General features: G+C 73.0%; 16 protein-coding genes and 1 pseudogene. 11 read left to right on the top strand and 6 right to left on the bottom strand.

Annotated elements, in window-relative coordinates:
- Nucleotides 1-25 precede the first annotated feature (25 nt).
- Entirely contained in the window at nucleotides 26-1,015 is a 990-nt protein-coding gene (locus CHF15_RS04565) for an acyl-CoA desaturase (RefSeq protein ID WP_089222308.1), read from the top strand.
- Between the two features lie 76 nt (nucleotides 1,016-1,091).
- Nucleotides 1,092-1,694, top strand: a complete 603-nt coding sequence (locus tag CHF15_RS04560) for a TetR/AcrR family transcriptional regulator (protein ID WP_018559808.1) — start codon at nucleotides 1,092-1,094, stop codon at nucleotides 1,692-1,694.
- 81 nt (nucleotides 1,695-1,775) lie between these two features.
- Here the strand turns inward: CHF15_RS04560 and ppc are convergent, their stop codons facing one another.
- Nucleotides 1,776-4,505, bottom strand: coding sequence for a phosphoenolpyruvate carboxylase (gene ppc / locus CHF15_RS04555; protein ID WP_089222307.1), 2,730 nt, complete (start codon nucleotides 4,503-4,505; stop codon nucleotides 1,776-1,778).
- Between the two features lie 139 nt (nucleotides 4,506-4,644).
- Between ppc and CHF15_RS04550 the strand changes: the two genes are divergently transcribed.
- Nucleotides 4,645-6,000: a sensor histidine kinase gene (locus CHF15_RS04550; protein WP_179279660.1), complete on the top strand. Its 1,356-nt coding sequence runs from the start codon at nucleotides 4,645-4,647 to the stop codon at nucleotides 5,998-6,000.
- 784 nt (nucleotides 6,001-6,784) lie between these two features.
- On the opposite strand, the gene CHF15_RS04545 is transcribed toward CHF15_RS04550, so the two are convergent.
- The gene (locus tag CHF15_RS04545) at nucleotides 6,785-7,264 is read right to left on the bottom strand and encodes an SUKH-3 domain-containing protein (RefSeq protein ID WP_089222305.1); all 480 of its coding nucleotides are present in this window, start codon (nucleotides 7,262-7,264) and stop codon (nucleotides 6,785-6,787) included.
- Nucleotides 7,261-7,755 (bottom strand): YwqJ-related putative deaminase, encoded by a 495-nt coding sequence (locus CHF15_RS04540; protein ID WP_089222304.1) that lies wholly within the window; start codon nucleotides 7,753-7,755, stop codon nucleotides 7,261-7,263. Before CHF15_RS04540 ends, CHF15_RS04545 begins: the two co-directional genes overlap by 4 nt.
- Nucleotides 7,756-8,067: 312 nt before the next feature.
- On the opposite strand from CHF15_RS04540, the gene CHF15_RS04535 reads away from it, so the two are divergent.
- From CHF15_RS04535 to CHF15_RS04520, 4 genes are all read left to right on the top strand, one after another.
- Nucleotides 8,068-8,643: a hypothetical protein gene (locus CHF15_RS04535; protein ID WP_089222303.1), complete on the top strand. Its 576-nt coding sequence runs from the start codon at nucleotides 8,068-8,070 to the stop codon at nucleotides 8,641-8,643.
- 77 nt (nucleotides 8,644-8,720) lie between these two features.
- Entirely contained in the window at nucleotides 8,721-9,707 is a 987-nt protein-coding gene (locus CHF15_RS04530; RefSeq protein WP_089222302.1) for an HNH endonuclease, read from the top strand.
- Nucleotides 9,708-9,715: 8 nt separating this feature from the next.
- Nucleotides 9,716-12,106 carry an SUKH-4 family immunity protein gene (locus tag CHF15_RS04525; protein ID WP_089222301.1) on the top strand — a complete coding sequence of 797 codons (2,391 nt, stop codon included), beginning with the start codon at nucleotides 9,716-9,718 and terminating at the stop codon, nucleotides 12,104-12,106.
- A 110-nt stretch (nucleotides 12,107-12,216) separates the two neighbouring features.
- A complete protein-coding gene (locus CHF15_RS04520; protein ID WP_107418529.1) occupies nucleotides 12,217-13,179 on the top strand; it encodes a DivIVA domain-containing protein in 963 nt (320 codons plus the stop codon).
- On the opposite strand, the gene CHF15_RS04515 is transcribed toward CHF15_RS04520, so the two are convergent.
- Nucleotides 13,164-13,748 carry a Uma2 family endonuclease gene (locus CHF15_RS04515; protein ID WP_322975664.1) on the bottom strand — a complete coding sequence of 195 codons (585 nt, stop codon included), beginning with the start codon at nucleotides 13,746-13,748 and terminating at the stop codon, nucleotides 13,164-13,166. The two genes, CHF15_RS04520 and CHF15_RS04515, sit on opposite strands and share 16 nt — an antisense overlap.
- Nucleotides 13,749-13,752: 4 nt before the next feature.
- Nucleotides 13,753-15,276 (bottom strand): MDR family MFS transporter, encoded by a 1,524-nt coding sequence (locus CHF15_RS04510; protein WP_410169619.1) that lies wholly within the window; start codon nucleotides 15,274-15,276, stop codon nucleotides 13,753-13,755.
- Nucleotides 15,277-15,605: 329 nt separating this feature from the next.
- Between CHF15_RS04510 and CHF15_RS04505 the strand changes: the two genes are divergently transcribed.
- From CHF15_RS04505 to mfd, 4 genes and pseudogenes are all read left to right on the top strand, one after another.
- Entirely contained in the window at nucleotides 15,606-16,394 is a 789-nt protein-coding gene (locus CHF15_RS04505) for an ABC transporter ATP-binding protein (protein WP_089222299.1), read from the top strand.
- Complete coding sequence (locus CHF15_RS04500; protein WP_089222298.1) at nucleotides 16,391-18,970, top strand: ABC transporter permease; 2,580 nt, start codon at nucleotides 16,391-16,393, stop codon at nucleotides 18,968-18,970. Before CHF15_RS04505 ends, CHF15_RS04500 begins: the two co-directional genes overlap by 4 nt.
- A 344-nt stretch (nucleotides 18,971-19,314) precedes the next feature.
- Nucleotides 19,315-19,518: pseudogene (locus tag CHF15_RS43795) on the top strand (galactokinase); the annotation flags it as partial.
- A gap of 817 nt (nucleotides 19,519-20,335) precedes the next feature.
- Nucleotides 20,336-23,875, top strand: a complete 3,540-nt coding sequence (gene mfd / locus CHF15_RS04490) for a transcription-repair coupling factor (RefSeq protein ID WP_089222297.1) — start codon at nucleotides 20,336-20,338, stop codon at nucleotides 23,873-23,875.
- An 85-nt stretch (nucleotides 23,876-23,960) separates the two neighbouring features.
- On the opposite strand, the gene CHF15_RS04485 is transcribed toward mfd, so the two are convergent.
- Nucleotides 23,961-25,046, bottom strand: coding sequence for an acyltransferase (locus tag CHF15_RS04485; RefSeq protein ID WP_089222296.1), 1,086 nt, complete (start codon nucleotides 25,044-25,046; stop codon nucleotides 23,961-23,963).
- Between the last annotated feature and the right edge of the window lie 252 nt (nucleotides 25,047-25,298).

The raw sequence follows: 25,298 nt of genomic DNA, 5'->3' as shown, positions 1-25,298 counted from the left end.
CCCCGACCTTCATTGAGGGACCACCATGACCACACAGACCGACGTGATCACCGAGTCCCCGGAACCCGGGGCCGGCGACGGGGCCCCGCTTCCCCGCGCCACACTCGGCGCGGACAAGAAGCAGTCACTCGAGCAGATCACCCTCGGACTCTTCATCGGCATCCCCTTCCTCGCCCTCGTCGCGGCGATCCCGCTCGCGTGGGGATGGGGCCTGAGCTGGCTCGACCTCGGCCTGATGGTGGGGATGTACTACCTCGGCTGCCACGGCATCACCATCGGCTTCCACCGCCACTTCACCCACGGCTCGTTCAAGGCCAACCGCCCGCTGAAGATCGCCCTGGCCATCGCCGGCTCGATGGCCGTCGAAGGGCCGGTCGTGCGCTGGGTCGCCGACCACCGCAAGCACCACAAGTTCTCCGACGCCGACGGTGACCCGCACAGCCCCTGGCGGTACGGCGAGAGCGTCCCCGCCCTGATGAAGGGCCTGTGGTGGGCCCACATGGGCTGGTTGTTCGACGAGGAGCAGACGCCCCAGCAGAAGTACGCCCCCGACCTGATCAAGGACCCCGCGATCCGCCGGATCAGCCGCGACTTCTGGCTGTGGACGACCGTCTCCCTGCTGCTCCCGCCGCTGGTCGGCGGCCTGGCGACGATGTCCTGGACCGGCGCCGCCACCGCCTTCTTCTGGGGCTCCCTGGTCCGCGTCGCCCTGCTGCACCACGTCACCTGGTCGATCAACTCGATCTGCCACGCGGTCGGCAAGCGCCCCTTCCGCTCCCGCGACAAGTCCGGCAACGTCTGGTGGCTGGCCGTGCTGTCCTGCGGCGAGTCCTGGCACAACCTGCACCACGCCGACCCCACCTCCGCCCGGCACGGAGTGCTCCGCGGCCAGATCGACTCCAGCGCCCGCATCATCCGCTGGTTCGAACTCCTCGGCTGGGCCAGTGACGTACGGTGGCCGACCGCTGACCGGATCGCGGCCCGCCGTAAGGAGAGCGTCGGCGAAGCGGCATGATTGACGGGTGAGCGACGGCAGAAGCAGCAGCAGGGGCAGCGAGGGTGCGCCGTCGCGGCGTACCCGGCGGGTCCGCATGACGGGCAAGGAGCGCCGCGAACAACTCCTCGACGTGGGGCGCACGCTCTTCGCCGAACGCGGTTTCGAGGGCACTTCCGTCGAGGAGATCGCGCACAAGGCGGGTGTGTCCAAGCCCGTGGTGTACGAGCACTTCGGCGGCAAGGAAGGCCTCTACGCCGTCGTCGTGGACCGCGAGATGCGGTGCCTGCTGGACATGGTCACCGGTGCCCTCACCGGTGGCCATCCGCGCGAACTGCTGGAACAGGCCGCCTTCGCACTGCTGGACTACATCGAGCAGTACACCGACGGCTTCCGGATCCTCGTACGGGACTCGCCGGTCGCCCAGTCGACCGGCACCTTCGCCTCGCTGATCAGCGACATCGCCACCCAGGTGGAGGACATCCTGGGCATGGAGTTCAAGCAGCGCGGCTTCGACGCCAAGCTCGCCCCGCTCTACGCGCAGGCGCTGGTCGGGATGGTCGCGCTCACCGGGCAGTGGTGGCTCGACGCCCAGAAGCCCAAGAAGGCGGAGGTCGCCGCCCATCTGGTGAACCTCTCCTGGAACGGGCTCTCCGGCCTGGAGCCCAGGCCCCGGCTGATCGGCCACCGCAAGAACTGATCCCGCCCCCCGCTCCGTGCGCACACGACGAGGGCGGTGCCCCCCACCGGGGGCACCGCCCTCGTCGTGTGCGCGGCAGGGTCAGCCGGTGTTGCGCAGGCCCGCCGCCACGCCGTTGACCGTCAGCAGCAGCGCGCGGGCGAGCAGCGGATCGGGCTCCTCGCCGCGGGCGGCGGCCTCGCGCTGCCGGTGCAGCAACGCCACCTGCAGATACGAGATCGGGTCCAGATAGGCGTCCCGGATCCGGAAGGTCTGCTGGAGCACCGGCTGCGCGTCCAGCAGGTCCGCCTCACCGGTGATCCGCAGCACCTCGGCGACCGTCAGCTCGTGCTCGGCCTTGATGGCGTCGAACACGTGCCTGAGCTCGTCGGGCACCAGGGTGCCGACGTAGTGCCCGGCGATCCGCAGGTCCGTCTTGGCCAGCGTCATCTCGACGTTGGACAGGAAGTTCCGGAAGAAGTGCCACTGCTCGTACGCCTCGGCGATGTCGGCCTCCCGGCCCGCCTCGCGGGCGGCCTTCAGGCCCGAGCCGACGCCGAACCAGCCCGGCACGATCTGCCGCGACTGCGTCCAGCCGAACACCCACGGGATGGCCCGCAGCCCGTCCAGGCCCGCCCCGCTGTCCGGGCGGCGCGAGGGGCGCGAGCCCAGGTGCAGCTCGGCCAGCTGGTCGACCGGGGTGGAGGCGAAGAAGTACGCCGGCAGGTCCGGGTCCTCCACCAGCCGCCGGTACGCGCCGTGCGCGGCGTCGGAGACCACGTCCATCGCCGCGTCCCAGCGCGACAGCGCCTCCTCGGACTGGCGGGGCGCGGTGTGCAGCGCCGAGGCCTGCAGCGTGGCCGCGACCGTCAGTTCCAGGTTCTCCCTCGCCAGGGACGGGATCAGGTACTTGTCGGAGATGACCTCGCCCTGCTCGGTCACCTTGATCTCGCCCTCCAGCGTGCCCCAGGGCTGCGCCAGGATCGCGTCGTGCGTCGGGCCGCCGCCCCGGCCGACGGTGCCGCCGCGGCCGTGGAAGAGCCGCAGCCGCACCCCGTGCCGGTGCGCCACGTCGCGCAGCCGCCGCTGGGCCCGGTGGATCTCCCACTGCGAGGTGGTGATGCCGCCGAACTTGGACGAGTCGCTGTAGCCGAGCATGACCTCCTGCACGTCGCCGCGGAGCGAGACGAGCTTGCGGTAGGAGGGGTCGGAGAGCATCTCGTCGAGCAGCTTGTCGGCGACCTTCAGCTCGTCGGTGGTCTCCAGCAGGGGCACGATGCCGATCTTGGCGACCCCCGCGTGGAGGTCGACCAGCCCGGCCTCACGGGCCAGCACCGCCGCCGCGAAGACGTCGTCGGAGCCCAGGCACATCGAGATGATGTACGACTCGACGACCTCGGGACCGAACCGCTCGAAGGCCTCCCGCACCGTGCCGAAGACGCCCAGCGTCTTCGCCCCCGCCGCGTCCAGCGGAGCCGGGGACGGCGCCAGCGGGCGCCGCGAGCGCAGCTCCTTGGCGAGCAGCCTGCGCCGGTAGTCCCGCGGCATGTCCGCGTACCGCCAGGACTCCTCGCCCAGCCGGTCGAAGAGCTGGCCGAGGGCGTGGTGGTGCGCGTCGGCGTGCTCACGGACGTCCATCGTGGCGAGCTGCAGGCCGAAGGCGGCGAGCGTGCGGATGGTGCGGTCCAGCCGTCCGTCGGCGATCAGCTCGCCGCGGTTGGCGCGCAGCGAGTCCTGCAGCAGACGCAGATCGGCCAGAAGGCCGCCGGTGCCCAGGTAGTCCCGGCCGGGCACGTGCGGCGTGCCGCCGGCCAGCCGGTCCCGGGTGTTGAGCAGCTTCTGCCGGATGCAGGTGGCCTTGAGGCGGTAGGGCTCCTCCGCGTTCAGCCGCTTGTAGCGGGGGCTGATCTCCGGCAGGCGCTGCAGGTCCTGCTCCAGGTCGGCCAGCAGCTCGGGCGAGGCGCCGGAGTTGCGGATCGAGTTGGACAACGCCGCGCGCAGGTCGTCGACCAGCTCCAGGGCGTCGGTGATGCCGTGCTCGTGCTGGAGGATCAGCACGTCCCAGGTGACCTGCGGGGTCACATTGGGGTTGCCGTCCCGGTCGCCGCCGATCCACGTGCCGAAGGTCAGCGGACGGGTCTCCGCGGGCAGCGGCACACCGACCCGCTCCAACTCGACCGCCAGGTCCTCCAGCACGTCGCCCACCGCGCCGGCGTGCAGTTCGTCCAGGTAGTAGATGGCGTTGCGCGCCTCGTCGGCGGGCTCGGGGCGTACGACCCGCAACTCGTCGGTCTGCCAGAGCAGGTCGATGTTCTCGGCCAGCCTCAGGTCGCCGCGGCGGCGGTCCCCGCCCGCCGTACCGGACTCGTCCAGCAGGACGGCGATCACCCGCAGCTTGTTCAGCACGCTGCGGCGGGCCGCCTCGGTCGGGTGGGCGGTGAAGACCGGACGCACGTTGAGGTTGCGCACCGTCTGGCGCAGGTGCTCGGGGTCGGCGTCCTTGAGCAGGTCGACCGTACGGGCCAGCAGCCCGCCGTCGGTCGCCCGGCGGGACCGCAGCTCACGGCCGCGGTGCACCTGCTCGGTGACGTTCGCGAGATGGAAGTAGGTGGAGAACGCCCGTACCAGCTTGGCCGCGGTCTCAAGATCGGTCTCGCCGAGCAGGGCGGCGGCGGCCTCGCCGTCGCTGCGGGTCAGCGCCCGCACCCTCTCGACCAGATCGAGGAGCTCCGGGCCCTCCTGCCGTACGAGCGTCCCGCCGAGGAGGTCTCCCAGGCGGCGGATGTCCGCGCGGAGGGGGGCGCTGCCGGTCGTGTTGTCGGCGCTGCTCACAGGTGCGGCTCCTAGTGCAGTGGAATGGGCGGCGGCATTGTCCGGACCGCGCTGTCCGACGGCACAAGGATAGATCCGGGCCGCTCCCCGGACCGGGGCTGACCGCCAGGCGGACACCGTCGCGTCTAGGCTGGTCCGTATGAGTACGACGGGGGAGTACGTACCGGACGGGGCCGGCGGACGAAGCCGGGGGGCCGCCGGGCCGTGGTGGTGGCCCAGGCGGCGCAGCATGGTGCTCGACGCCTCCCTGGCCTTCGTCTCGGCCGTGGAATGCCTCCTGGAGGGCGCGGCCTTCGCGGAGAAGACCGGGATCTCGCCCGTCGTCACAGGTCTGTTCGGTCTCCTGGTCGGCTCGGTGCTGGTGCTCCGCAGGCGCTGGCCGGTCCTGGTCGTGCTGGTCTCCATCGCCGTCACGCCCGCCCAGATGGGCATCCTGCTCAGCATCGTCGGCCTCTACACCCTGGCCGCCTCCGACGTACCGCGGCGGATCATCGCGGTGCTGTCGGGGATGACCATGCTCGGCATGCTGATCGTCACCTTCCTGGAGATGCACGGTGACCTCGGCACCGCCGCGTACCACGCGCCGCTGGCCGTGGTCGCCCTCACCTCCGTGCTCGCGGCGGTCGGCGTCACCGCGCCGCCGGTGCTGCTCGGTCTGTACGTCGGCGCCCGGCGCCGGCTGGTGGAGAGCCTGCGGGAACGTGCGGACGGCCTGGAGCGGGAGTTGTCGCTGCTCGCCGAGACGGCCACGAGCTCCGCGGAGCGCGCCCGCATGGAGGAGCGCACCCGCATCGCGCGAGAGATGCACGACGTCGTCGCGCACCGGGTGAGCCTGATGGTCGTGCACGCGGCCGCCCTCCAGGCGATCGCCGTCAAGGACCCCGAGAAGGCCTCGGCCAGTGCGCAGCTGCTCGGGGACATGGGACGCCAGGCGCTCAACGAACTGCGCGAGATGCTGGGCGTCCTGCGGGCGGAGCCCGCGACGGCGGCACGGGCCGCGGCGCCCGCGGCGTCCGTGTCGGCGGCGTCGGTGGTTCGTGTGGCGGCCGCTGCGGAAACGATTGCGCCCGCGGCGCCGGCCGCGGCGGCCGAGGCGGAGGAGGACGAGCAGGGGCCGTGCCTGGCCGAGCTCAGGAGGCTGCTCGACGAGTCGCGGGCCGCCGGGATGGACGTCGAGCTCACGGTCGAGGGGGAGGAGCGTCCGCTGGCGGCGCGGGTCGAGGCCACGGTCTACCGCGTCGTGCAGGAGGCACTCACCAACGTGCACAAGCACGCGCCCGGTGCGCGGGCCCGCATCCGTCTCGCCTACCGCGAGGCGGAGGTCGCGGTCCTGGTGCAGAACGGGCCCTCCGACGGCGCGCCCGCGCTGGTGCTGCCCAGCGGGGGCAACGGGCTGGTCGGCATGAAGGAGCGTGTCACCGCGCTGGGCGGGGGGTTCGCCGCCGGCACGACGCATGAGGGTGGGTTCCGCGTCTCCGCAATGCTTCCCGCGTAGCGGTACGACCCGGGGTGCGTTTTTGTGTGCCGGTCGGTTGTCGGGTGCGGGTCGTTGCGCCTGCGGCGGGCATCCCCCGCCCTCCCTCCCGATTGCCCGGCACGGTCAGTGAGGGCCTCGCACCGTGTGCCTGGGTCGGGGCCGCGGCGGCGCACGTCCTCAACGCTCGCGGTTTACCCCTGCATCATTCCGCGCCGGGTCCGCCGCTCGTCGTTTCCGGGCGCACCCCGCCACACCCCCTCCGGTGGTGTGGGCGCATGCCGGCCGGTGGGGGGTGATGGGGTGTGCCCCTCCCCGCACCGCTGGGAGCTGCCTCCAGCAGGGGGTCTTTCGGCCGCAGGTCGAGCAAGAGTGCACGCACCGGTGCCGCGGCCGACTCGCCTGCATCGAGTCGGGTGGTGTGGGCGTTGAGTGACGCGTGCGGCACCCCCGGACCGCTCCTCACCACCCACCTCCGGCCGTTGGTCGCCGAACCGACCGAGGGGGCGGGGGAGTTGGGGGCACCCCCGGCCGAAGGCTGGGGGAGGGTGGGCGTTCTGGACGCTGACGTGTATTTGTTGTGCGGCACAGACGGCAAGGACCTGGACCGCCCGCCATGCACATAAATATGCGGTACAGAATGCCCAGCCCCGGAGGCCCCGACCCCGGCCCACCACGAACCGCGCGAGGCCCGCACCAACCGCGCCGGGCAATCGGGCGGGAGGGCGGGTGGATGCCCGCCGCAGGCGCAAACGACCCGCACACAACCACCGGGGGCACCCCCAGCGGCACGGCAGGCGCGCGGTCAGGTCGTGAGGCGGTGGGGGCGGGCGCCCGTCGTGAGGGCGCCCAGGGCCGCGTCGATGGTCGGGCCCAGGTAGTAGTCGCCGGTGTGGTCGACGCAGTAGACGCGGCCCTCCGCGTCGATCGCGAGCTGCCCGTGCCCCGCGGACTCCTCCCCGAGAGGGGCGACCTCCGTGTCGAGCGCACGGCCCAGGTCGCCGAGCGTGCGCGCGAGGTGCAGCCCGTGGAGCGGGTCCACGTGGACCGCGCTGGGCGCGACATGGCGGCCGGGCCCGGAGACGGCCGGCACGGTGAGGCCGCCGAACTCGGCCCAGGCCTCGACGGCGGCGGGGAAGACGCTGTGCCGGTGGCCGCCGGGGGAGACGTGGGCGCGCAGCGTGTCGGCCCAGACCTCGGCCTGCAGGATGTCCCAGCGGCCGGGCTGCCAGCCGACGGAGCGCAGGGCCGCGTCGACGCCGACGGGGAAGCGGGTCGAGTTCATTCGGCGCCGGCTCCCGGGTCGAAGGCGCGGACGCCGAAGTGCGCGAGCAGCGCCTGGCAGGAGCGGCAGGGCGGGGCGTAGGCGCCGTGGGCGGGGTCGCCGTCCTCGCGTATGCGGCGGGCGGTGAGCTTGGCGCCCTTGAGGGCCTTGCGGGCCTCGCCGGCCGTCAGCGGCTTGCGCGCGGCGCGCTTGCTGCGGGCGCCGTCGACGGTGGTCAGGTGGCGGGACAGCAGCACCGGTTCGGGACATCGTCCCGTGAAGCGCTCACGCTGGGCGACGGGGAGCGTGTCGAGGACGTCCTGCACGAGCGGGTGGAGCGGGGGCGGCTGGTCGGCCTTGACGCCGGTGCAGGTGAGGACCTCGTCCCTGACGGACAGCGCGGCGGCGACCGCCGGCAGGATCCCGTCGCGCCGGTGGCGCAGCACCGGTGGAGCGGGTGCTTCGTCGGCTCCCCAGTTGAGCCGCGGGTCCGCGGCGTCTCTCGTCAGCATCTTCGTACGGCCCTCCGATCCGTCCTCACGAGGAGGACGTCCCCCTATGTGCGTAAGACTGCCAAACGGACCAGGCGTTACGGAAGTCGGTTGTGAGGTGAGAGGTTTACTTTGTGCCGGATGTCACGGCACTGTGGGGAGATGCGTAACGCAGTCCGATGTGCTGCCGCAGTGCTGCTCCTTGCGTTGGCCAGTGGTTGTACGGATAGTAGCGCCGGCCCGGACGGAAAGAGTGCCAAGCACGCCGACAACGGCCGGGATTCGACCGGTGCCTCCACGGCGGAGGCCCAACAGCCCCTCGACGGGGTCCGGTTGAGGGCGGCGCTGATCACCTCCGCCGACGTGCCCGGCTATGTGGTGACCGGCGGCGCGGGGGGCGCCGGTGCCTCGGGCTCGGAGGCTTCGCTCACCGCTGACCGGCCCGTGTGCCGCCCGCTGTCCGACCCCGTGAGCAGCCGCCCCGCCCGCCCGCTCGGCGCCCAGGTGACCGCCGCGGTCACCACGCGCGGCGCGCTCGGCGGCGACGGGGAGCTGGACCTGCTGCTGCTCTCCGCGCACCGGACCGGTGAGGCGGCCGATGTCGTCGGCGGGATCACCGCCGCCCTGGAGAAGTGCCGCTCCTTCGGGGCGACCGACGGCGAGGGACGCACCCGGCACTTCGCCGTCCGCCCCGCGAAGGCCCCCGAGGCCGGCGACGAGGCGGCCGCCTACGTGATGGCCGACACCGGCGACGCCGCGAGGGGCACCGCCACCGTCACCGTCGTGCGCACCGGTGGCAGCACGGCCACCTACGTCACCGTCAAGCCGTCCGGGGACCCGGGGGGACCGCCCCTCGCCGTCGTGCGCGCCCAGCACGCGAAGCTCGCCGAGGCCGCCGTACACCCGTGACCTGAACCAGCGGAAGCGCCTATTGCCACACCCCATAGGCTGTGCCCAACACCGGATCCAGCATGGGGGCATCGGCAATGACGACAGGTCGGCCCGGGCATCGGGCCGCGCCACCGAACGCGGCCTACGCCGGTCAGATCGTGCACTTCCCGGACCCGGTGCGGCGCACCCGCCACCCGCAGGGCGTACGCGTGGACGAGCGCGGCTTCCCCGACTTCTCTCCGTACGCCCGCGCGGCGGCCGAGATCGCCGAGCCGCCGGACGGCTTCGGCATCGACGAACTCCGCCTGACCGACTACGTGTCGGCCAACGCCGCGCTGCACGCCGCCGGTCACGAGCTGTGGGGCAGCCTGCCCCCCGTCGCCACGCCGCACGGGTGGACCTGGCACCACGTCGCCGGAAGCCGCCGTCTGGAACTGGTCCCCGCCGAGGTCAAGTCATTGCTGCGGCACCACGGCGGCCTGGCCACCACCGCCTCCGCCGACCACGACAAGCGCGGCACCCGGCCGCTCCAGGAGACCCGGCCGGTCCACTTCGGCCTGCGCAAGGACGGGGTCGCCGTCACCGAGCAGCAGGTCCGGGACGTCGAGGAGGAGCTCGGCTACCGGCTGCCCGGCGCGTACCGCACCTTCCTCAAGGCGGCGGGCGGCAGCGCGCCGCGGGGCGTCGCCCTGCTGCCCATGCTGGGACTCCTGATCGACCAGCCTTTCTTCACCGTGCGGGACGAGGCGGCGCCCAACGACCTCGTCTACGTCAACAAGTGCCTGCGGGACCACCTCACCAAGGACTACCTGGCGATCTCCTACGTCCAGGGCGGTGTGCTCGCGGTGAAGTCGCGCGGCGCCGACCTGGGTTCCATGTGGCTGTGCCCGTACGACGACGTGCGGGACGCCGACGGCGCCTTCGGCTCCACCGAGGAGCGGGCCGCCGGGCTGCTGCTGCCCTGCGGCGAGGACTTCGACGCCTTCCTGGCCGCGCTCGCCGGCGACCCGCCGGAGCTGGAGACGGTGGCGAACCTGATGGTGGACGGCGGCTTCGCCCGCGCCGTCCCGGTGGAGGGGTGAGGCAGGACATGGTCACGTTCGCGCAGGCGCAGGAGCGCGCCGAGCGGTGGATCAACGCCGACGTCCCCGCCTACCTCGCACGTGAGGTGCGGGTGCGGGAGTTCGACCGGGGCTTCGTGGTCTGGTCCGAGCCGAGGGACGGCGGGCCGACCTCGGACGACGGGGAGACCCGCATCGTCATCGCCCGGGACAGCGGTGAGGCCACGCTCTGGCCCGCGCTGCCGGTGGGCGAGATCGTCCGCCGCTGGGAGGAGACCTACGGCGCCGCCGCCGAGGCGGTCGCGGACGCCGTGCCGGAGCAGCCCCGGCGGATCGACCTGGAGGCGACGTCCTTCCTGCTGAGCCCGCCGCAGTGGCTGCAGGACGCCGCCGACCGGCTCGGCATCCCGGACCGCCGCGCGTCGGAAGGGGCCTCCGGCGACACCCTCCCGACCCCGCCGCCCGCCCCGGCTCCCGTCAGCACGCCCGGGCCGTCGACGCCCACCCAGCCGTACGTCCCGACCCCGACCCCGCCGATGCCGATGCCGACGCCGTACGGCGGCGCGCCGACCCCGCCGCCCGCAGCGTGGCGGGACGCCAACGACAGCCACGGCGCGGGGGCCTCCGTGCCGCCGCCGGCGACCGTGTACGCGCCGCCGATCAGCGACTCGGACGACGCCCACACCCCGCTGCCGGTGACGAGCGCCGACGCCAGCACCGAGCGGCTGCCCGGCGTGCACGAGGCGGGGACGCCGCTCCCGCCGCCCCGGGCACAGGGCGGCTACGGCCACCCCGGCGCCGGTGCGGGCGCGCCGCCTCCGCCGCCGGCCCCCGGGCCCGGCGCCTACGGCTACCCGGGTGGCCCGGCCACGCCTTCGCCGCCGGGACCGCCGCCCTCGCCGTTCGGGGGCCCGGCCGTGCCCCCGCCGCCCCCGGCGCCCGCGGTGGGCCGGCAGGGTCCGCCCCCGCCGCCGCCCGCGCCGTCCACCCCCGCCCGGCCCGCCTCCGGGGACGTGCACCACGCCGCGACGATGCTGTCCCGCCCGGACGGACCGCCCCCGCCGCCCCCGCCGCCGCCCGGCCCGGGCCGCGGCGCCGCCGACGTGGCCGCCGCCGAGACCTCGAAGGCCGGCCCGCCCGGTCCGCCCGCGCCCCCGCCCGGTCCGGGAGTGCCCGGCACCCCGGCCGCCGGGTACGTGCCCACGCAGCTCGTGCAGGCGCTCCCCGCGGACGACCGGCCCGGCCCGCCGGCGCCGCCGAACCCCGCGGCCGGGGACGTGCACCGGGCCGCGACGGTGCTGTCCCGCCCGGACAGCGGTGCCGGGGCCTCGGCACCGCCCCCGCCGCCGCCCGGCCCCGTGGCGCAGCAGCCCGCGGCTTACGGCTACCCCCAGCCGCCGCAGCCGCAGGCCCAGGGCCAGCCGCCCACCGGGGTGCCCACGGTCGGCCCCGGTTACATGGCGGTGCTCCGCTACCGCGCGCAGGACGGCTCGGAGCAGCAGCTGATCCGCCGCTCCGCGCCCGGCACACCGCATCCGGAGTGGCAGATCCTGCACGAGCTGCGTGCCCTCGGCGTGCCTCCGCAGGCGGTGCTGGAGCTGCACACGGAGCTGGAGTCCTGCGACCTGCCCGGCGGTTACTGCGCCCGGATGATCCGCGAGACCTGGCCCCAGGTGCGGATCAGCAGCACCGCCCCGTACGGCAAGGACCACGCGAGCCGCCGCGCCGGCGTCCAGCACCTGCTGACCCACCTCGGCGAGCTGCACCAGGTGGCGAGCGCCCCGGCGCACGCCCATCCGCACCGGGTGCCGATGCCCGAGCCGCACCGGATCCAGCGGGTCCCCCCGGTCCCGCTGGACGCGATCGGGCACGAACTGGCGCAGTCCTTCGGGCCGCAGGGCGTGTTCCGCTTCGACCAGCGGGCGGTCGCCCGCCAGGGCGTGCCGGACCTCGTCGCGCAGACGCTCACCTGGTCCGGGCTGCCGGTGGACTTCGGCCCGTTCTTCTGGGCGCAGGCCCAGCCCGGGCGGCCGGTGCCGACCCTGGCGGAGCTGGCGGCCGAGCGGGGCGTGCAGCCGGCCCCGGACGCGGGTTCGTACCTGGTGATGGGCAATGACTTCGGCCGCCAGCTGTGCGTGCAGTACGGCACGGCGCACATCGTCGCGGTGCCGCTGGAGGCCGGGCCGGGCGGGACGGCGGCGGTGCCGCAGTTCGCCAACACCAGCCTGCCGGAGTTCGTCCGCTGCCTCGCGCTGCTCGGGAAGATGTGGCGCTGGCGGCTGGGCCTGACACCGGAGCAGGCGGGCCGCTGGACGGTCGACTTCCAGAACCAGCTGGCCGCGCTCGACCCGGCCGCGGTGGCCTCGCCCGAGCACTGGTGGCCGGTGCTCATCGAACAGATGTGGGACGGGATGCTCTAGGCCCGGTCCGGCCTGGTCCGGACCCCTGTCCGGTGTCACTCCGACCGGCCGGCGGGTCGGTCGGAGTGTCGCGATATGGGCAAATCGGGCAAATCCCCGAGAATGGGGGTATGAGTACGGCACACCCCCGCGGCGGCCACGGCTTCGCCACCGTCCGTGGTCGCGGGTACCGCACCGAACAGGTCGACCGCTTCCTGGAGGAGCTGTCAGAGGACCGCGACGCTGCCTGGGAGCGTGCCGCGCGGCTCACCGTCCTGGCCAACGAGATGACCGCCGAGTGCGCGGCGCTGCGCGACGTGGTCTCCACGCTCTCGCCGCCCACGTACGAATCCCTCGGCAAGGGCGCCCTGGACCTGCTGCGGCTGGTCGAGGAGGAGGCCACCTCCGTACGCGAGCAGGCCGAGGAGGAGGCCCGGCACGCGCACGACGCGGCCGAGGCCGCCCGCCGGACGCTCATGGACGAGGCACGCGCGGCCGCCCACGCCCGCCGCGGCACCGCGGACGAGCAGGCCGAGGAGCTGCTGGAGCAGGCCCGGGCCGACGCCGGGCGCGCCCTCGGCGAGGCCCGCGAGGAGGCCGCGCTGCTGCGGGACGGGGCCGCCCGGGACCTCGACACCGCCCGCCGGGACAGCGAACACACGCTCGCCGAACTGGAGAAGGAACACCGCGAGCGCTTCGACACCCAGGAGCACGAACTCGCCGAGGGCGAGGCCGGGGTGGACTCCCGGCTGGCCGAACTCACCTCCTACGCCGAGGCCATGGTGGACGACGCCCGCCGGGCGCTGGCGGAGACGGAGGAGGCCGCCCGGCGTCGCCAGGAAGAGGCCGACACCACCGCCGCGGAACTCCTCGCGCAGGCCCGGGTACGGGAGGAGCGCATCCGTCTGGCCGCCGAACGCGAACTGCGCGAGCACGAGGTCCGCCGGGAGGAGATCCGCGAGCACCTTGCCCACGTCCGCGGCAGCCTCGCCGCGCTCACCGGCCGCGAGGTCCCCGACGCCGAGGACGAACCGGACCCCGCCGCCCCCGACGTTCCCTCCCCCTCATCGGGGGACGATCAGGAACCGTCGTAGGCGGGGAACTCCCCGCTGTCCACGACCCACGGCCCCACGGCGACGGCGTCGCCGAAGGCGTAGTCGTGGCGGGCCCGGTAGCGGGGGCCGTCGTCGCCGGGCGACGGTCCCGGATCGGAGAGGACGGCAAGCGTCTTGTCGCGCGGGTCGATGATCAGGTACAGCGGGATGCCCATGGCGGGGTAGTCCCGGGTCTTCTCGCGGTAGTCGTTCTCCGGGTTGGACGTGGAGACGACCTCGGCCACCAGGGCGACGTCGGCGGTGTCGAGGAAACCGGGGGTGTCGAGGGCCTGTTCGGCCACGACGACGAGGTCCGGACGGCGCATGCGCCCTATGGCGGGCGCCTCGATCTCCGGACCGCTGTGGGCCACGTGCCCGGCCCACTCCGGATCGTCGGCCATCTGCCGTTCGATCTGCCGTCGCAGCCGCAGGGCGGTCAGCTCGTGCCGGTTCACCGGCGACATGATCATCGTGATGACGCCCTCGCCGATCTCCACGGCCCAGGTGTCCTCGCGCTCCATCAACTCCTCGGCGATGGCCCGCATGCGCGCGTAGGTCTTCGCGTCCACGGGCTCACCGTACCGCCGGGTCGTCCTCCAGGACCGGGAAGCGGCGGGGGGCCACGAAGAGGACGGCGGCCAGGGACAGGACGGCCGCGACGGCCGCTCCGACGTAGACGTGGTCAACGGCCGCCGCGACGGCGCGGCGCACCTGCTCGTCGGCGTGGGCGGCGCCGGCGATCGAGTCGAGGTCGGTGCCGGAGCCGTGCAGCCGGGAGGCGAGGGTGGCGTTTGCCACGGCGCCGAAGACGGCCGCGCCGACGCTCTGGCCGACCTGGCGGCAGAAGAGGATCGACGAGGTGGCGGTGGCCCGTTCGCTCCACGGGACGGTGGACTGCACACCGACGATCAGCGGGAGCTGGAAGAGGCCGAGCGCGCCGCCGAGCAGCAGCATCACCAGGGTGGGCTGCCAGGCGGGACCGGCGTACGGGAGCATCACCAGCACGACGAGGACGACGGTGGCGGCCGCCATGCCCAGGGCGGCGGTGTTGCGGAAGCCGATGCGCAGGTAGACGCGGTTGCTGAGGGCGGCGGAGAGGGGCCAGCTGAGCGTCATCACCGACAGCACGAAGCCCGCCGCGATCGGCCCGAGTCCGAGCACGGTCTGGGCGTACGTCGGGAGGAAGACCGTCGGGGCCACCATCAGCACGCCCAGCATGCCCAGGGCCAGGTTGACGGCGACGATCACCCGGCGCCGCCAGACCCAGCCGGGGATGATCGGCTCGGCGGCCCGGCGCTCGGCCCACACGGTGAGGCCGCCCAGGACGAGGCTGCCGCCGAGCAGCCACCACCGGGCGGGCCCGCTCTGGACGAGGCCGGTGATCAGCAGCCCGCCGGACAGGAAGAGCAGCAGCGCGCCGGGCCAGTCCACCCGGTGCCGGGTCCGCTCGCCGACCCGCTCGCGCAGATGCCGGGAGATGAGCAGCAGCGCGACCGCGCCGACCGGAAGGTTGATCAGGAAGATCCAGCGCCAGCTGGCGTAGCCGGCGAACAGCCCGCCGCACAGCGGCCCGAGGACGGCGGAGACCGCCCAGACCGTGGAGATCGCCGCCTGGATGCGGCCGCGCTCCTTCAGCGGGTACAGGTCTGCGGCGATCGTCTGCACGGTCCCCTGGATGGCGCCGCCGCCGAGACCCTGGACGATGCGGAAGGCGATCAGGCCGGCCATGTTCCACGCCCCGGCGCAGAGCACCGAGCCCAGCAGGAAGATCCCGATGCCGGTCAGCAGCACGGGCTTGCGGCCGAAGGTGTCGGCGAGCTTGCCGTAGACCGGGAGGGTCACCGTGACCGCGAGCAGGTAGCCGGAGAAGAGCCAGGAGAAGACGGAGAAGCCGCCCAGCTCGCCGACGATCTGCGGCACCGCCGTGGAGATGATCGTGGAGTCCATCGCCGCGAGCGCCATGGCGAGCATCAGCGCGGCGACCACCGGACCGCGCCGTCGCGGCCCCTCGGCGGCCGCGGTGGCGGCTGCGGCCGCGCTCTGCTCGGTGCGCTCCACGGGACCCCCCCTGGTTGTGTGTACGACACACGATTTCATGCCCGGCCCCCGCGCGCACAGGGGGTTCCCGCAGGCCGGACGGCGGGGCTTGAACCTCCCGCGACCGGAGGGTGCAGTCTCGACCCCGAGCCGGGTCAGCCGAAAGATGCAGGCCCCCTAGGGGTCGCACCGGACTTTTTCCTACCTCCGGTTCGTACCGGCGGAGGACGAGGGGGCCCTCCTGGGCTCCCTAGCCTTCTGGTGGGGGTAACCCCCGGGCCGATACGGAGACCCGCACCATCGTTCCGGCCCCCTCCCCGAAGCCAGTCTTGGTACGCGACGAAGCACGCCCGGAAACGGCGGCGCACCACTCGAACAGGAGCATCCACGTGACAACGGCAGTATCGATTCCCAAGTCCGGGGGCAGCGGAGAACGTACGGCCGTGGCCGCCCGGGCCCGTCAGGTCACCAAGGCGTACGGCTCGGGCGAGACCCGGGTCGTGGCCCTCGACGCGGTCGACGTCGACATCGAACGCGGCCGGTTCACCGCGATCATGGGGCCGTCCGGCTCCGGCAAGTCGACCCTGATGCACTGCCTCGCCGGTCTCGACACGGTGAGCGACGGCCGGATCTGGGTCGGTGAGACCGAGATCACCCAGCTGAAGGACAAGAAGCTCACCCAGCTGCGGCGGGACAAGATCGGCTTCATCTTCCAGGCCTACAACCTGCTGCCGACCCTCAACGCGGCCGAGAACATCACGCTGCCCATGGACATCGCCGGCCGCAAGGCCGACCCCCAGTGGCTGCAGCGCGTCGTGGAGACCGTCGGTCTGGCCGGCCGCCTCAAGCACCGGCCCGGCCAGCTCTCCGGCGGCCAGCAGCAGCGCGTCGCCGTGGCGCGCGCCCTCGCCGCCCGCCCGGAGATCATCTTCGGTGACGAGCCGACCGGCAACCTCGACTCGCGCGCCGGCGCCGAGATCCTCGGCTTCCTGCGCCGCTCGGTCGACGAGCTCGGTCAGACCATCGTCATGGTCACGCACGACCCGGTCGCCGCCTCCTACGCCGACCGCGTGCTCTACCTCGCCGACGGCCGGATCGTCGACGAGATGCGGGACCCGACCGCCGACTCCGTCCTCGAGCGCATGAAGGACTTCGACGCGCGCGGGAGGACGTCGTGACCGTCGTCAAGACCTCGATGCGCAACTTCGTCGCGCACAAGGGGCGCATGGCGCTGTCCGCCATCGCCGTCCTGCTGTCGGTGGGCTTCGTCTGCGGCACGCTCGTCTTCACCGACACCATGACCTCCACCTTCGACAAGCTCTTCGCCGCCACCGCGTCGGACGTCACGGTCACGCCCAAGGGCGCGCCCGGCGACGACGAGATGCAGATGACCACCAAGGCGGCCACCGTGCCGGCCGCAACGGTCGCGCGGCTGAAGGAGATCGACGGCGTCAAGTCCGCGACGGGCGAGGCCAACAGCCAGACCCTGACCGTCACCGACGCCGCCGGCGAGAACCTCGGCCCGACCTCCGGCGCCCCCACCATCGCCACCAACTGGGACTCCACGGAGCTGCGTTCGGTCGACGTCACCTCCGGCCACGCCCCGCGCGGACCCACCGAGGTGATGGTCGACGCCGACACCGCCGACAAGAAGCACCTCGAACTCGGCGACGAACTGCGCGTCATCGCCATCCCCGGCGAGTTCCACGCCCGGATCAGCGGCATCGCCACCTTCAAGGTCACCAACCCCGGTGCGGCGATCTTCTACTTCGACACCGCCACCACCCAGACCAAGGTGCTCGGCGCCAAGGACGTCTTCAGCAGCGTCGGCCTGACCGCGAAGCCCGGGGTCAGCGACGACCAGCTGAAGAAGAACGTCACCGCCGCCCTCGGCTCCACCGCGGGCTACAAGGTGCAGACCCAGGCCGAGTGGACCGCCGAGAACCAGAAGGACATCGGCGGCTTCCTCGACGTCATCAAGTACGCGATGCTCGGCTTCGCCGGGATCGCCGTCCTCGTCGGCATCTTCCTGATCGTCAACACCTTCTCGATGCTGGTCGCCCAGCGCACCCGGGAGATCGGCCTGATGCGGGCCATCGGCGCCAGCCGCCGCCAGGTCAACCGCTCGGTGCTGGTCGAGGCGCTGCTGCTCGGCGTGGTGGGCTCCGTGCTCGGCATCGGCGGCGGCGTCGGGCTCGCCGTCCTGCTCATGAACCTCATGGGCAGCGTGGGCATGAACCTCGACACCTCGTCCCTGACGGTCAAGGCCTCCACCCCGGTCATCGGGCTCGTCCTCGGTGTCGTGGTGACCGTCCTCGCCGCCTACCTGCCCGCCCGGCGCGCCGGCAAGGTCTCCCCGATGGCCGCGCTGCGCGACGCCGGCACCCCCGCCGACGGCAGGGCCGGCAAGGTGCGCGCCGCGATCGGCCTGGTCCTCACCGTCGGGGGCGCCGCCGCCCTGTTCGCCGCCGTGCAGGCCACCAAGGCCGCGGACGGCTCGATGTTCCTCGGCCTCGGCATCCTGCTCACCCTGGTCGGCTTCGTGGTCGTCGGGCCGCTGCTCGCCGGCGTCGTCGTCCGGGTGATCAGCGCGGGCGTCCTGCGGGTCTTCGGCCCGGTCGGCCGTCTCGCCGAGCGCAACGCGCTCCGCAACCCGCGGCGCACCGGCGCCACCGCCGCCGCCCTCATGATCGGCCTGGCGCTCGTCGCCGGCCTGTCGGTGGTCGGCTCCTCCATGGTGGCCTCGGCGACCGACCAGCTCGACAAGTCCGTCGGCGCCGACTTCATCATCGCCTCCGACAGCGGCCAGCCGATCACCCCGCAGATCGAGCGGGCCATCAAGGCGGCGCCGGACCTCGCCCACGTCACGGACTACAAGTCCCTCGACGTCAAGCTCACCGCCCCCGACGGGTCGGTGTCCGACACCTCCCTGTCCGCCGCGGACCCGACCTACGCCCAGGACCTGCAGGTCAAGACGGTCGCCGGCGAGCTGTCGGCCGCGTACGGGGCCGACGCGATGTCGGTCGGCGAGGGCTTCGCCGACAAGCACAAGGTCAAGCTCGGCGACAAGCTCTCCGTCCGCTTCGAGCACGGCGACACCGCCACGCTGACGGTCGCCGCCATCACCTCCGCGGACACCGTCTTCGACCAGGGCGCGATGTACACCAACATCAAGACCGCGGCGCGCCACATCCCGGCCGACCGGATGCCGATCAACGACATCATGTTCGCCGCCGCCAAGGACGGGCGGCAGGACGCGGCCTACGCGGGCCTGAAGAAGGCGCTGCACGACTTCCCGCAGGTCCAGGTCCGCAACCAGGCCGACTACAAGCAGATGCTCAAGGACCAGATCGGCCAGCTGCTCAACCTGATCTACGGCCTGCTGGCCCTGGCGATTATCGTGGCGATCCTGGGCGTCGTGAACACCCTGGCCCTGTCGGTGGTGGAGCGCACCCGGGAGATCGGCCTCATGCGGGCGATCGGCATGTCGCGGCGGCAGCTGCGGCGCATGATCCGCCTGGAGTCGATCGTCATCGCCCTCTTCGGCGCGGTGCTCGGGCTCGGCCTCGGCATGGGCTGGGGAGCCTCGGCCCAGCAGCTGCTGGCGCTCCAGGGGCTCGGGATCCTGGAGATCCCATGGCCGACGATCATCACCGTCTTCATCGGCTCGGCCTTCGTCGGGCTGGTCGCGGCGCTGGTGCCGGCGTTCCGGGCGGGGCGGATGAACGTGCTCGGCGCGATCGCGACGGAATAGCGCGCGGAGCGCGCTGCGGCCCCGGGTACGCGTTCTGCGTGCCCGGGGCCGTTGTGGTGTGCGGGTGCGTCGTGGTTACGGTTGGGGGTTTCCCCGCCCGCCCTCCCGATTGCCCGGCGCGGTCAGTGACCGCCTCGCACCGTGTGCCTGGGTCGGTGCCGCGCCGGCGCACTCCCCCAGCCTTCGGCCGGGGGGACCCCCAGAACGCTCGCGGTTTGGCCTCACATCATTCGGCGCCCGGGTCCGCCGCTCGTCTCCCCCAGCCTTCGGCCGGGGGGAGCACCCCGCCACACCCCCTCCGGTCGTATGGGCGCATGACGGCCGGAGGGGGGTAGAGCGGTCCGGTGTCGGCCGGTGTGGAGGTGGGCGCCCTCGGTGCGCGTATGACGGGCGGCGGCTTCGGTGGTTCGGCGATCGTGCTGGTGGAGGAGTCCGCGGCGGAGAAGACCGCCGAGGCGATCGTCGGCGCCTTCGCCACGGCCGGTCACCGCGAGCCGCGGGTCTTGTCCGGCTGTCGCGCCGTCTCGCGCCCTGCGGGCGCAAAGCGCCGTCTGCGGATGGGAGGGAGGGGGCGGGGCTTGTCCGCCGGGTGCGGGTCGTGGGTGGCTCGGGTTCAGGCGCCGGAGCGGGTCGCCTTTCCTTTGGGCCTGGGTCTCGTTGCCGTCCGCGGGTGCAGACGGCCGGTGACGACGCCCACCCTTGGGTGCGTGGCGCGCCCGCCGTAACCCGCGTCTGCAAGTGCTTCGAGGTGCTGTCGAGCGATCGGAACGACATTGGTGGTGCCGCACGCGTCACTCAACGCCCACACCATCCGGCTCGATGCCGGCGAGTCGGCCACGCCACCGGTGCGCGCACCCTTGCCCGGCCTGCGGCCGAAAGACCCCCCGCTGAGGGCAGTTCCCGGCGGTGTGGGGAGGGGCGCACCCCATCACCCCCCTCCGGCCCGTCATGCGCTCATACGACCGGAGGGGGTGTGGCGGGGTGCTCCCCCTGGCCGAAGGCTGGGGGAGACGAGCGGCGGACCCGGTGCCGAATGATGTGGGGTTCAACCGCGAGCGTTCTGGGGGTCCCCCCGGCCGAAGGCTGGGGGAGTGCGCCGGCGCGCCACCGACCCAGGCACACGGTGCGAGGCCCGCGCTGACCGCGCCGGATGGGGGTCCCCCCGGCCGAAGGCTGGGGGAGGGAGGGCGGGCGGGGGACAGCCCGCCGCAGGCGCAAACAACCCGCACACGACAACCCGGCCGCACAGCTCACGGCACCGGGTGTCCGCGGAGCGCCGTACGCTGGGACACCCCGGCTCGTTCGACGCGTCGGGCCGTTCGCGTTGCCCTGCCTGCCCTGTCTGCCCTTGGGACGGAAAGCCACATGAGCCTCAACGGTCTGCTCGACGTCGTCGTGGACGACCCCGCGCTCGCGGAGGCGGTCCGCGGTGCCGCGGACGGCAATCGCCCGCACGTCGACCTGGTGGGTCCGCCCGCCGCCCGCCCGCTGGCCCTGGCCGCGCTCGCGGCCCGCGCCGACCGCACCCTGCTGGCGGTGACGGCGACCGGCCGCGAGGCCGAGGACCTGGTCGCGGCACTGCGGTCGCTGCTGCCCGAGGACTCCGTCGTGGAGTACCCGGCCTGGGAGACGCTGCCGCACGAGCGGCTGTCGCCCCGCTCGGACACCGTGGGCCGCCGGCTGGCCGTGCTGCGCCGGCTGGCGCACCCCAGCGCGGACGACCCGACCGCCGGCCCGGTGCGTGTCGTGGTCGCGCCGATCCGCTCCGTGCTGCAGCCGCAGGTCAAGGGCCTGGGCGATCTGGTCCCGGTGGCGCTGCGGACCGGGCGGACCGCCGATCTGAACGAGGTCGTGGACGCCCTGGCCGCCGCCGCGTACGCGCGGGTGGAGCTGGTGGAGAAGCGCGGTGAGTTCGCCGTGCGCGGCGGCATCCTGGACGTCTTCCCGCCCACCGAGGAGCATCCGCTCCGGGTGGAGTTCTGGGGCGACGACGTCGAGGAGATCCGTTACTTCAAGGTGGCCGACCAGCGCTCGCTGGAGGTCGCCGAGCACGGGCTGTGGGCGCCGCCCTGCCGGGAGCTGCTGCTCACCGAGGAGGTGCGGGCCCGCGCCGCCGAGCTGGCGGAGGAGCACCCGCAGCTGCGCGAACTGCTGGACAAGATCGCCCAGGGCATCGCCGTGGAGGGCATGGAGTCCCTCGCCCCGGTGCTGGTGGACGACATGGAGCTGCTGCTGGACGTGCTGCCGGCCGGGTCGCTGACCGTGGTCTGCGACCCGGAGCGGGTCCGTACCCGGGCCGCCGACCTCGTGGCGACCAGCCGGGAGTTCCTGGAGGCCTCCTGGGCGGCCTCCGCCGGGGGCGGCGAGGCGCCGATCGACCTGGGCGCGGCCTCGCTGTGGAGCATCGCGGACGTCCGCGACCGGGCCCGTGAGCTGGGCGTCCCCTGGTGGTCGGTCAGCCCGTTCGCGGCCGATGACGAGCTGGACGCCGACACCCTCAAGCTCGGCATGCACGCTCCCGAGCTCTACCGGGGCGACACCGCCCGGGCGCTGGCCGACACCAAGGGCTGGCTCGCCGAGGGCTGGCGCGCGGTCTTCGTCACCGAGGGCCACGGCCCCGCCGCCCGCATCGTGGAGGTGCTCGGCAACGAGGGCATCGCGGCCCGCCTGGACACGGGTCTCGAAGGCCCGGTCGAGCCCTCCGTGGTCCATGTGGCCTGCGGTTCGCTGGAGAGCGGCTTCGTCGACCCGGCGCTGAGGATCGCGGTCCTCACCGAGACCGACCTGTCCGGCCAGAAGTCCTCCACCAAGGACATGGGCCGCATGCCGTCCCGGCGCCGCAAGAGCATCGACCCGCTGACGCTGCAGGCGGGCGACTTCATCGTGCACGAGCAGCACGGCGTCGGCCGCTACGTGGAGATGGTGCAGCGCACCGTCCAGGGCGCGACCCGCGAGTACCTGGTGGTCGAGTACGCCCCGGCGAAGAAGGGCCAGCCGGGCGACCGGCTCTTCGTGCCCACCGACCAGCTGGAGCAGATCACCAAGTACGTCGGCGGCGAGGCGCCCTCGCTGCACCGGCTCGGCGGCGCGGACTGGACGAAGACCAAGGCGCGCGCCAAGAAGGCGGTCAAGGAGATCGCCGCCGACCTGATCCGGCTGTACTCCGCCCGCATGGCGGCGCCCGGCCACACCTTCGCGCCGGACACCCCCTGGCAGCGGGAGCTGGAGGACGCCTTCCCGTACGCGGAGACCCCGGACCAGCTCACCACGATCGCCGAGGTCAAGGAGGACATGGAGAAGTCGGTCCCGATGGACCGGCTGATCTGCGGCGACGTCGGCTACGGCAAGACCGAGATCGCGGTGCGGGCGGCCTTCAAGGCCGTGCAGGACGGCAAGCAGGTGGCCGTCCTGGTGCCCACCACCCTGCTGGTGCAGCAGCACTTCGGCACCTTCTCCGAGCGCTACTCGCAGTTCCCGGTCGTGGTGAAGGCGCTCTCCCGCTTCCAGACCGACACCGAGGCCAAGGCCGTCCTGGAGGGCCTGCGCGAGGGGTCGGTGGACGTCGTCATCGGCACCCACCGCCTGTTCTCGTCGGAGACCAAGTTCAAGGACCTGGGCCTGGTCATCGTCGACGAGGAGCAGCGCTTCGGTGTGGAGCACAAGGAGCAGCTGAAGAAGCTCCGCGCCAACGTCGACGTGCTGACGATGTCCGCGACGCCGATCCCGCGCACCCTGGAGATGGCGGTCACCGGCATCCGCGAGATGTCGACGATCACCACCCCGCCGGAGGAGCGGCACCCGGTGCTGACCTTCGTCGGCCCGTACGAGGAGAAGCAGATCGCCGCCGCCGTCCGCCGCGAACTGCTGCGCGAGGGCCAGGCCTTCTACATCCACAACCGGGTGGAGAGCATCGACAGGGCCGCCGCGCGGCTGCGCGACCTGGTGCCCGAGGCGCGGATCGCCACCGCGCACGGCCAGATGGGCGAGTCCGCGCTGGAGCAGGTCGTGGTGGACTTCTGGGAGAAGAAGTTCGACGTGCTGGTCTCCACGACGATCGTCGAGTCCGGCATCGACATCTCCAACGCCAACACGCTCATCGTCGAGCGCGGCGACACCTTCGGCCTCTCCCAGCTGCACCAGTTGCGCGGCCGGGTCGGCCGCAGCCGCGAGCGCGGTTACGCGTACTTCCTGTACCCGCCGGAGAAGCCCCTCACCGAGACCGCGCACGAGCGGCTGGCGACCATCGCCCAGCACACCGAGATGGGCGCCGGCATGTACGTCGCCATGAAGGACCTGGAGATCCGCGGCGCGGGCAACCTGCTCGGCGGCGAGCAGTCAGGTCACATCGCGGGCGTCGGCTTCGACCTGTACATCCGCATGGTCGGCGAGGCCGTCGCCGACTACCGGACCGCGCTGGAGGAGGGCGGCGGCGAGGCCGAGGAGGCACCGCTGGAGGTCAAGATCGAGCTGCCGGTCGACGCGCACGTCCCGCACGACTACGCGCCGGGCGAGCGGCTGCGGCTGCAGGCCTACCGGTCGATCGCCGCGGTGAACTCCGAGGAGGACATCAAGGCCGTCCGCGAGGAGCTCACCGACCGGTACGGCAAGCTCCCGGAGCCGGTGGAGAACCTGCTGCTGGTCGCCGGGCTGCGGCTGCTGGCCCGCCGTCTCGGGGTCAGCGACATCACCCTGCAGGGCAGCAACGTCCGCTTCTCGCCGGTGGAGTTGCGGGAGTCGCAGGAGCTGCGGCTGAACCGCCTCTACCCCCGCACGGTGGTGAAGCAGGCGGCCAGGCAGATCCTCGTGCCGCGTCCCGCCACGGCGCGGATCGGCGGCAAGCCGGTGGTCGGCCGGGAACTGCTGGCGTGGACGGCCGAGTTGCTGACCGCGGTCCTGGACGGCTGAACCCTCCGGGGACGCGGCAGGGCCCCGTCCGCGCGAGGTCGAGACGCGCGGACGGGGCCCTGCCGTTCGGGTGGTGCCCCGCGGTTCAGCCCAGCAGGCGGCGGAGGTTCAGCCGCCCCCACAGCAGGCTGGTGGAGAACGACAGCACCATCACCGCCAGGACCAGCCCGACCAGCAGCACCGCGGCCACCGGCCCGCTCAGGTCCGGCGAGACCACGCGGTGGACCAGTTCCTCGACGAAGAGCACGTGCACCATGTACGCGCCCAGCGCCGCGCCGGCCAGGTGCTTCAGGCGCGGCTGGAAACGCTCGGGGACGCGGACCCGGCTGACCAGCAGCAGGACGCAGAAGCTCATCAGGGCCACGAACACATGGGCGTTGGGGATCACGTAGTGGACCCGCGTGTTGTACCAGAGGCACGCGGCCATGGTGAGCGGCAGGAGGACGAACAGCCACCGGCGCCAGGGGAAGGCGCCGGCCGGGAGGGCGAAGAGCATGGCGCCGCCGACCGCGTACACCATGGAGTAGGTGCCGACGCCCCAGGCCACGGGGGGCAGATCGGTGTGGGTCCAGTCCGAGACCAGGGAGAGGACGCTCGGCAGGACCGCGATGCCCAGCAGCGCCGCCCCCAGCCCCCAGGGCCGCTTGCCGTCCTTGATCAGCATCGCGAAGGCGAGCAGCACGATGATCGGGATGTAGGTGTACATGAACCACAGGTGGTAGGCGGGCTGCACGGAGCCGAGGAGCGAGTCCCTCGCGAGCTCGGTCATGGGCCGCTCGTTGCGGTCCCGGAGCCAGGCCCACACCAGGTACACCGCCGTCCACGCGAAGAGCGGGACGGTGTTGCGGACGATCCGCTGCCACATCCGGGCGCTGTCCCGCGGCGGGGCGCCGACCAGTACCGCCCATCCGGCGATCGCGAAGTACATGGGCACCGCGAACGGGTTGACCGCCTCGGCCACATGTCCCGCCCAGTAGGAACCGGCCCCGTGGGACGGGTCGTTCCCGGTCGAGCGGATGAACTGGGAGCCCACGTGCCCGAGCATGACGGTGGCGGAGCACAGCAACCGCATCAGGTCGATGTCGTAGCGGTGTTCCCGCGCGTCGGCGGAGTGTCCGGGGGAAGCGGAACTGCGCTGCAACGGCAGTCGCACGGCTGTTTCATTCGACACCGCGCGATGATCGGGCACGTGGGTGTCGGGGAGTCGAACGGTCGCCCAACTCCCCGGGACCCGGCGGTATCGGTACGGTCTCGTTCCGACGGGCGCCCCGCGCCTCATCCGGGGGCTCCCGGGGTCGCGGGTGCCCGGTGGGGCCGGCGGAAGTCCGTCCGCCGGTACGTCCGTTCACCGCTGGTGCACCCGGATGTGGTGCGGGGTTCTTCTCGCGTCATCCGCCGCGGCCCTCTCTCACTCCTTCGGGTG

Origin of the sequence: Actinacidiphila glaucinigra (assembly GCF_900188405.1) — a bacterium.
Classification (GTDB): Bacteria; Actinomycetota; Actinomycetes; order Streptomycetales; family Streptomycetaceae; genus Actinacidiphila; species Actinacidiphila glaucinigra.
The sequence above is the reverse complement of the archived record's forward strand: the minus strand, read 5'-3'. Positions and strand labels throughout refer to the sequence as shown.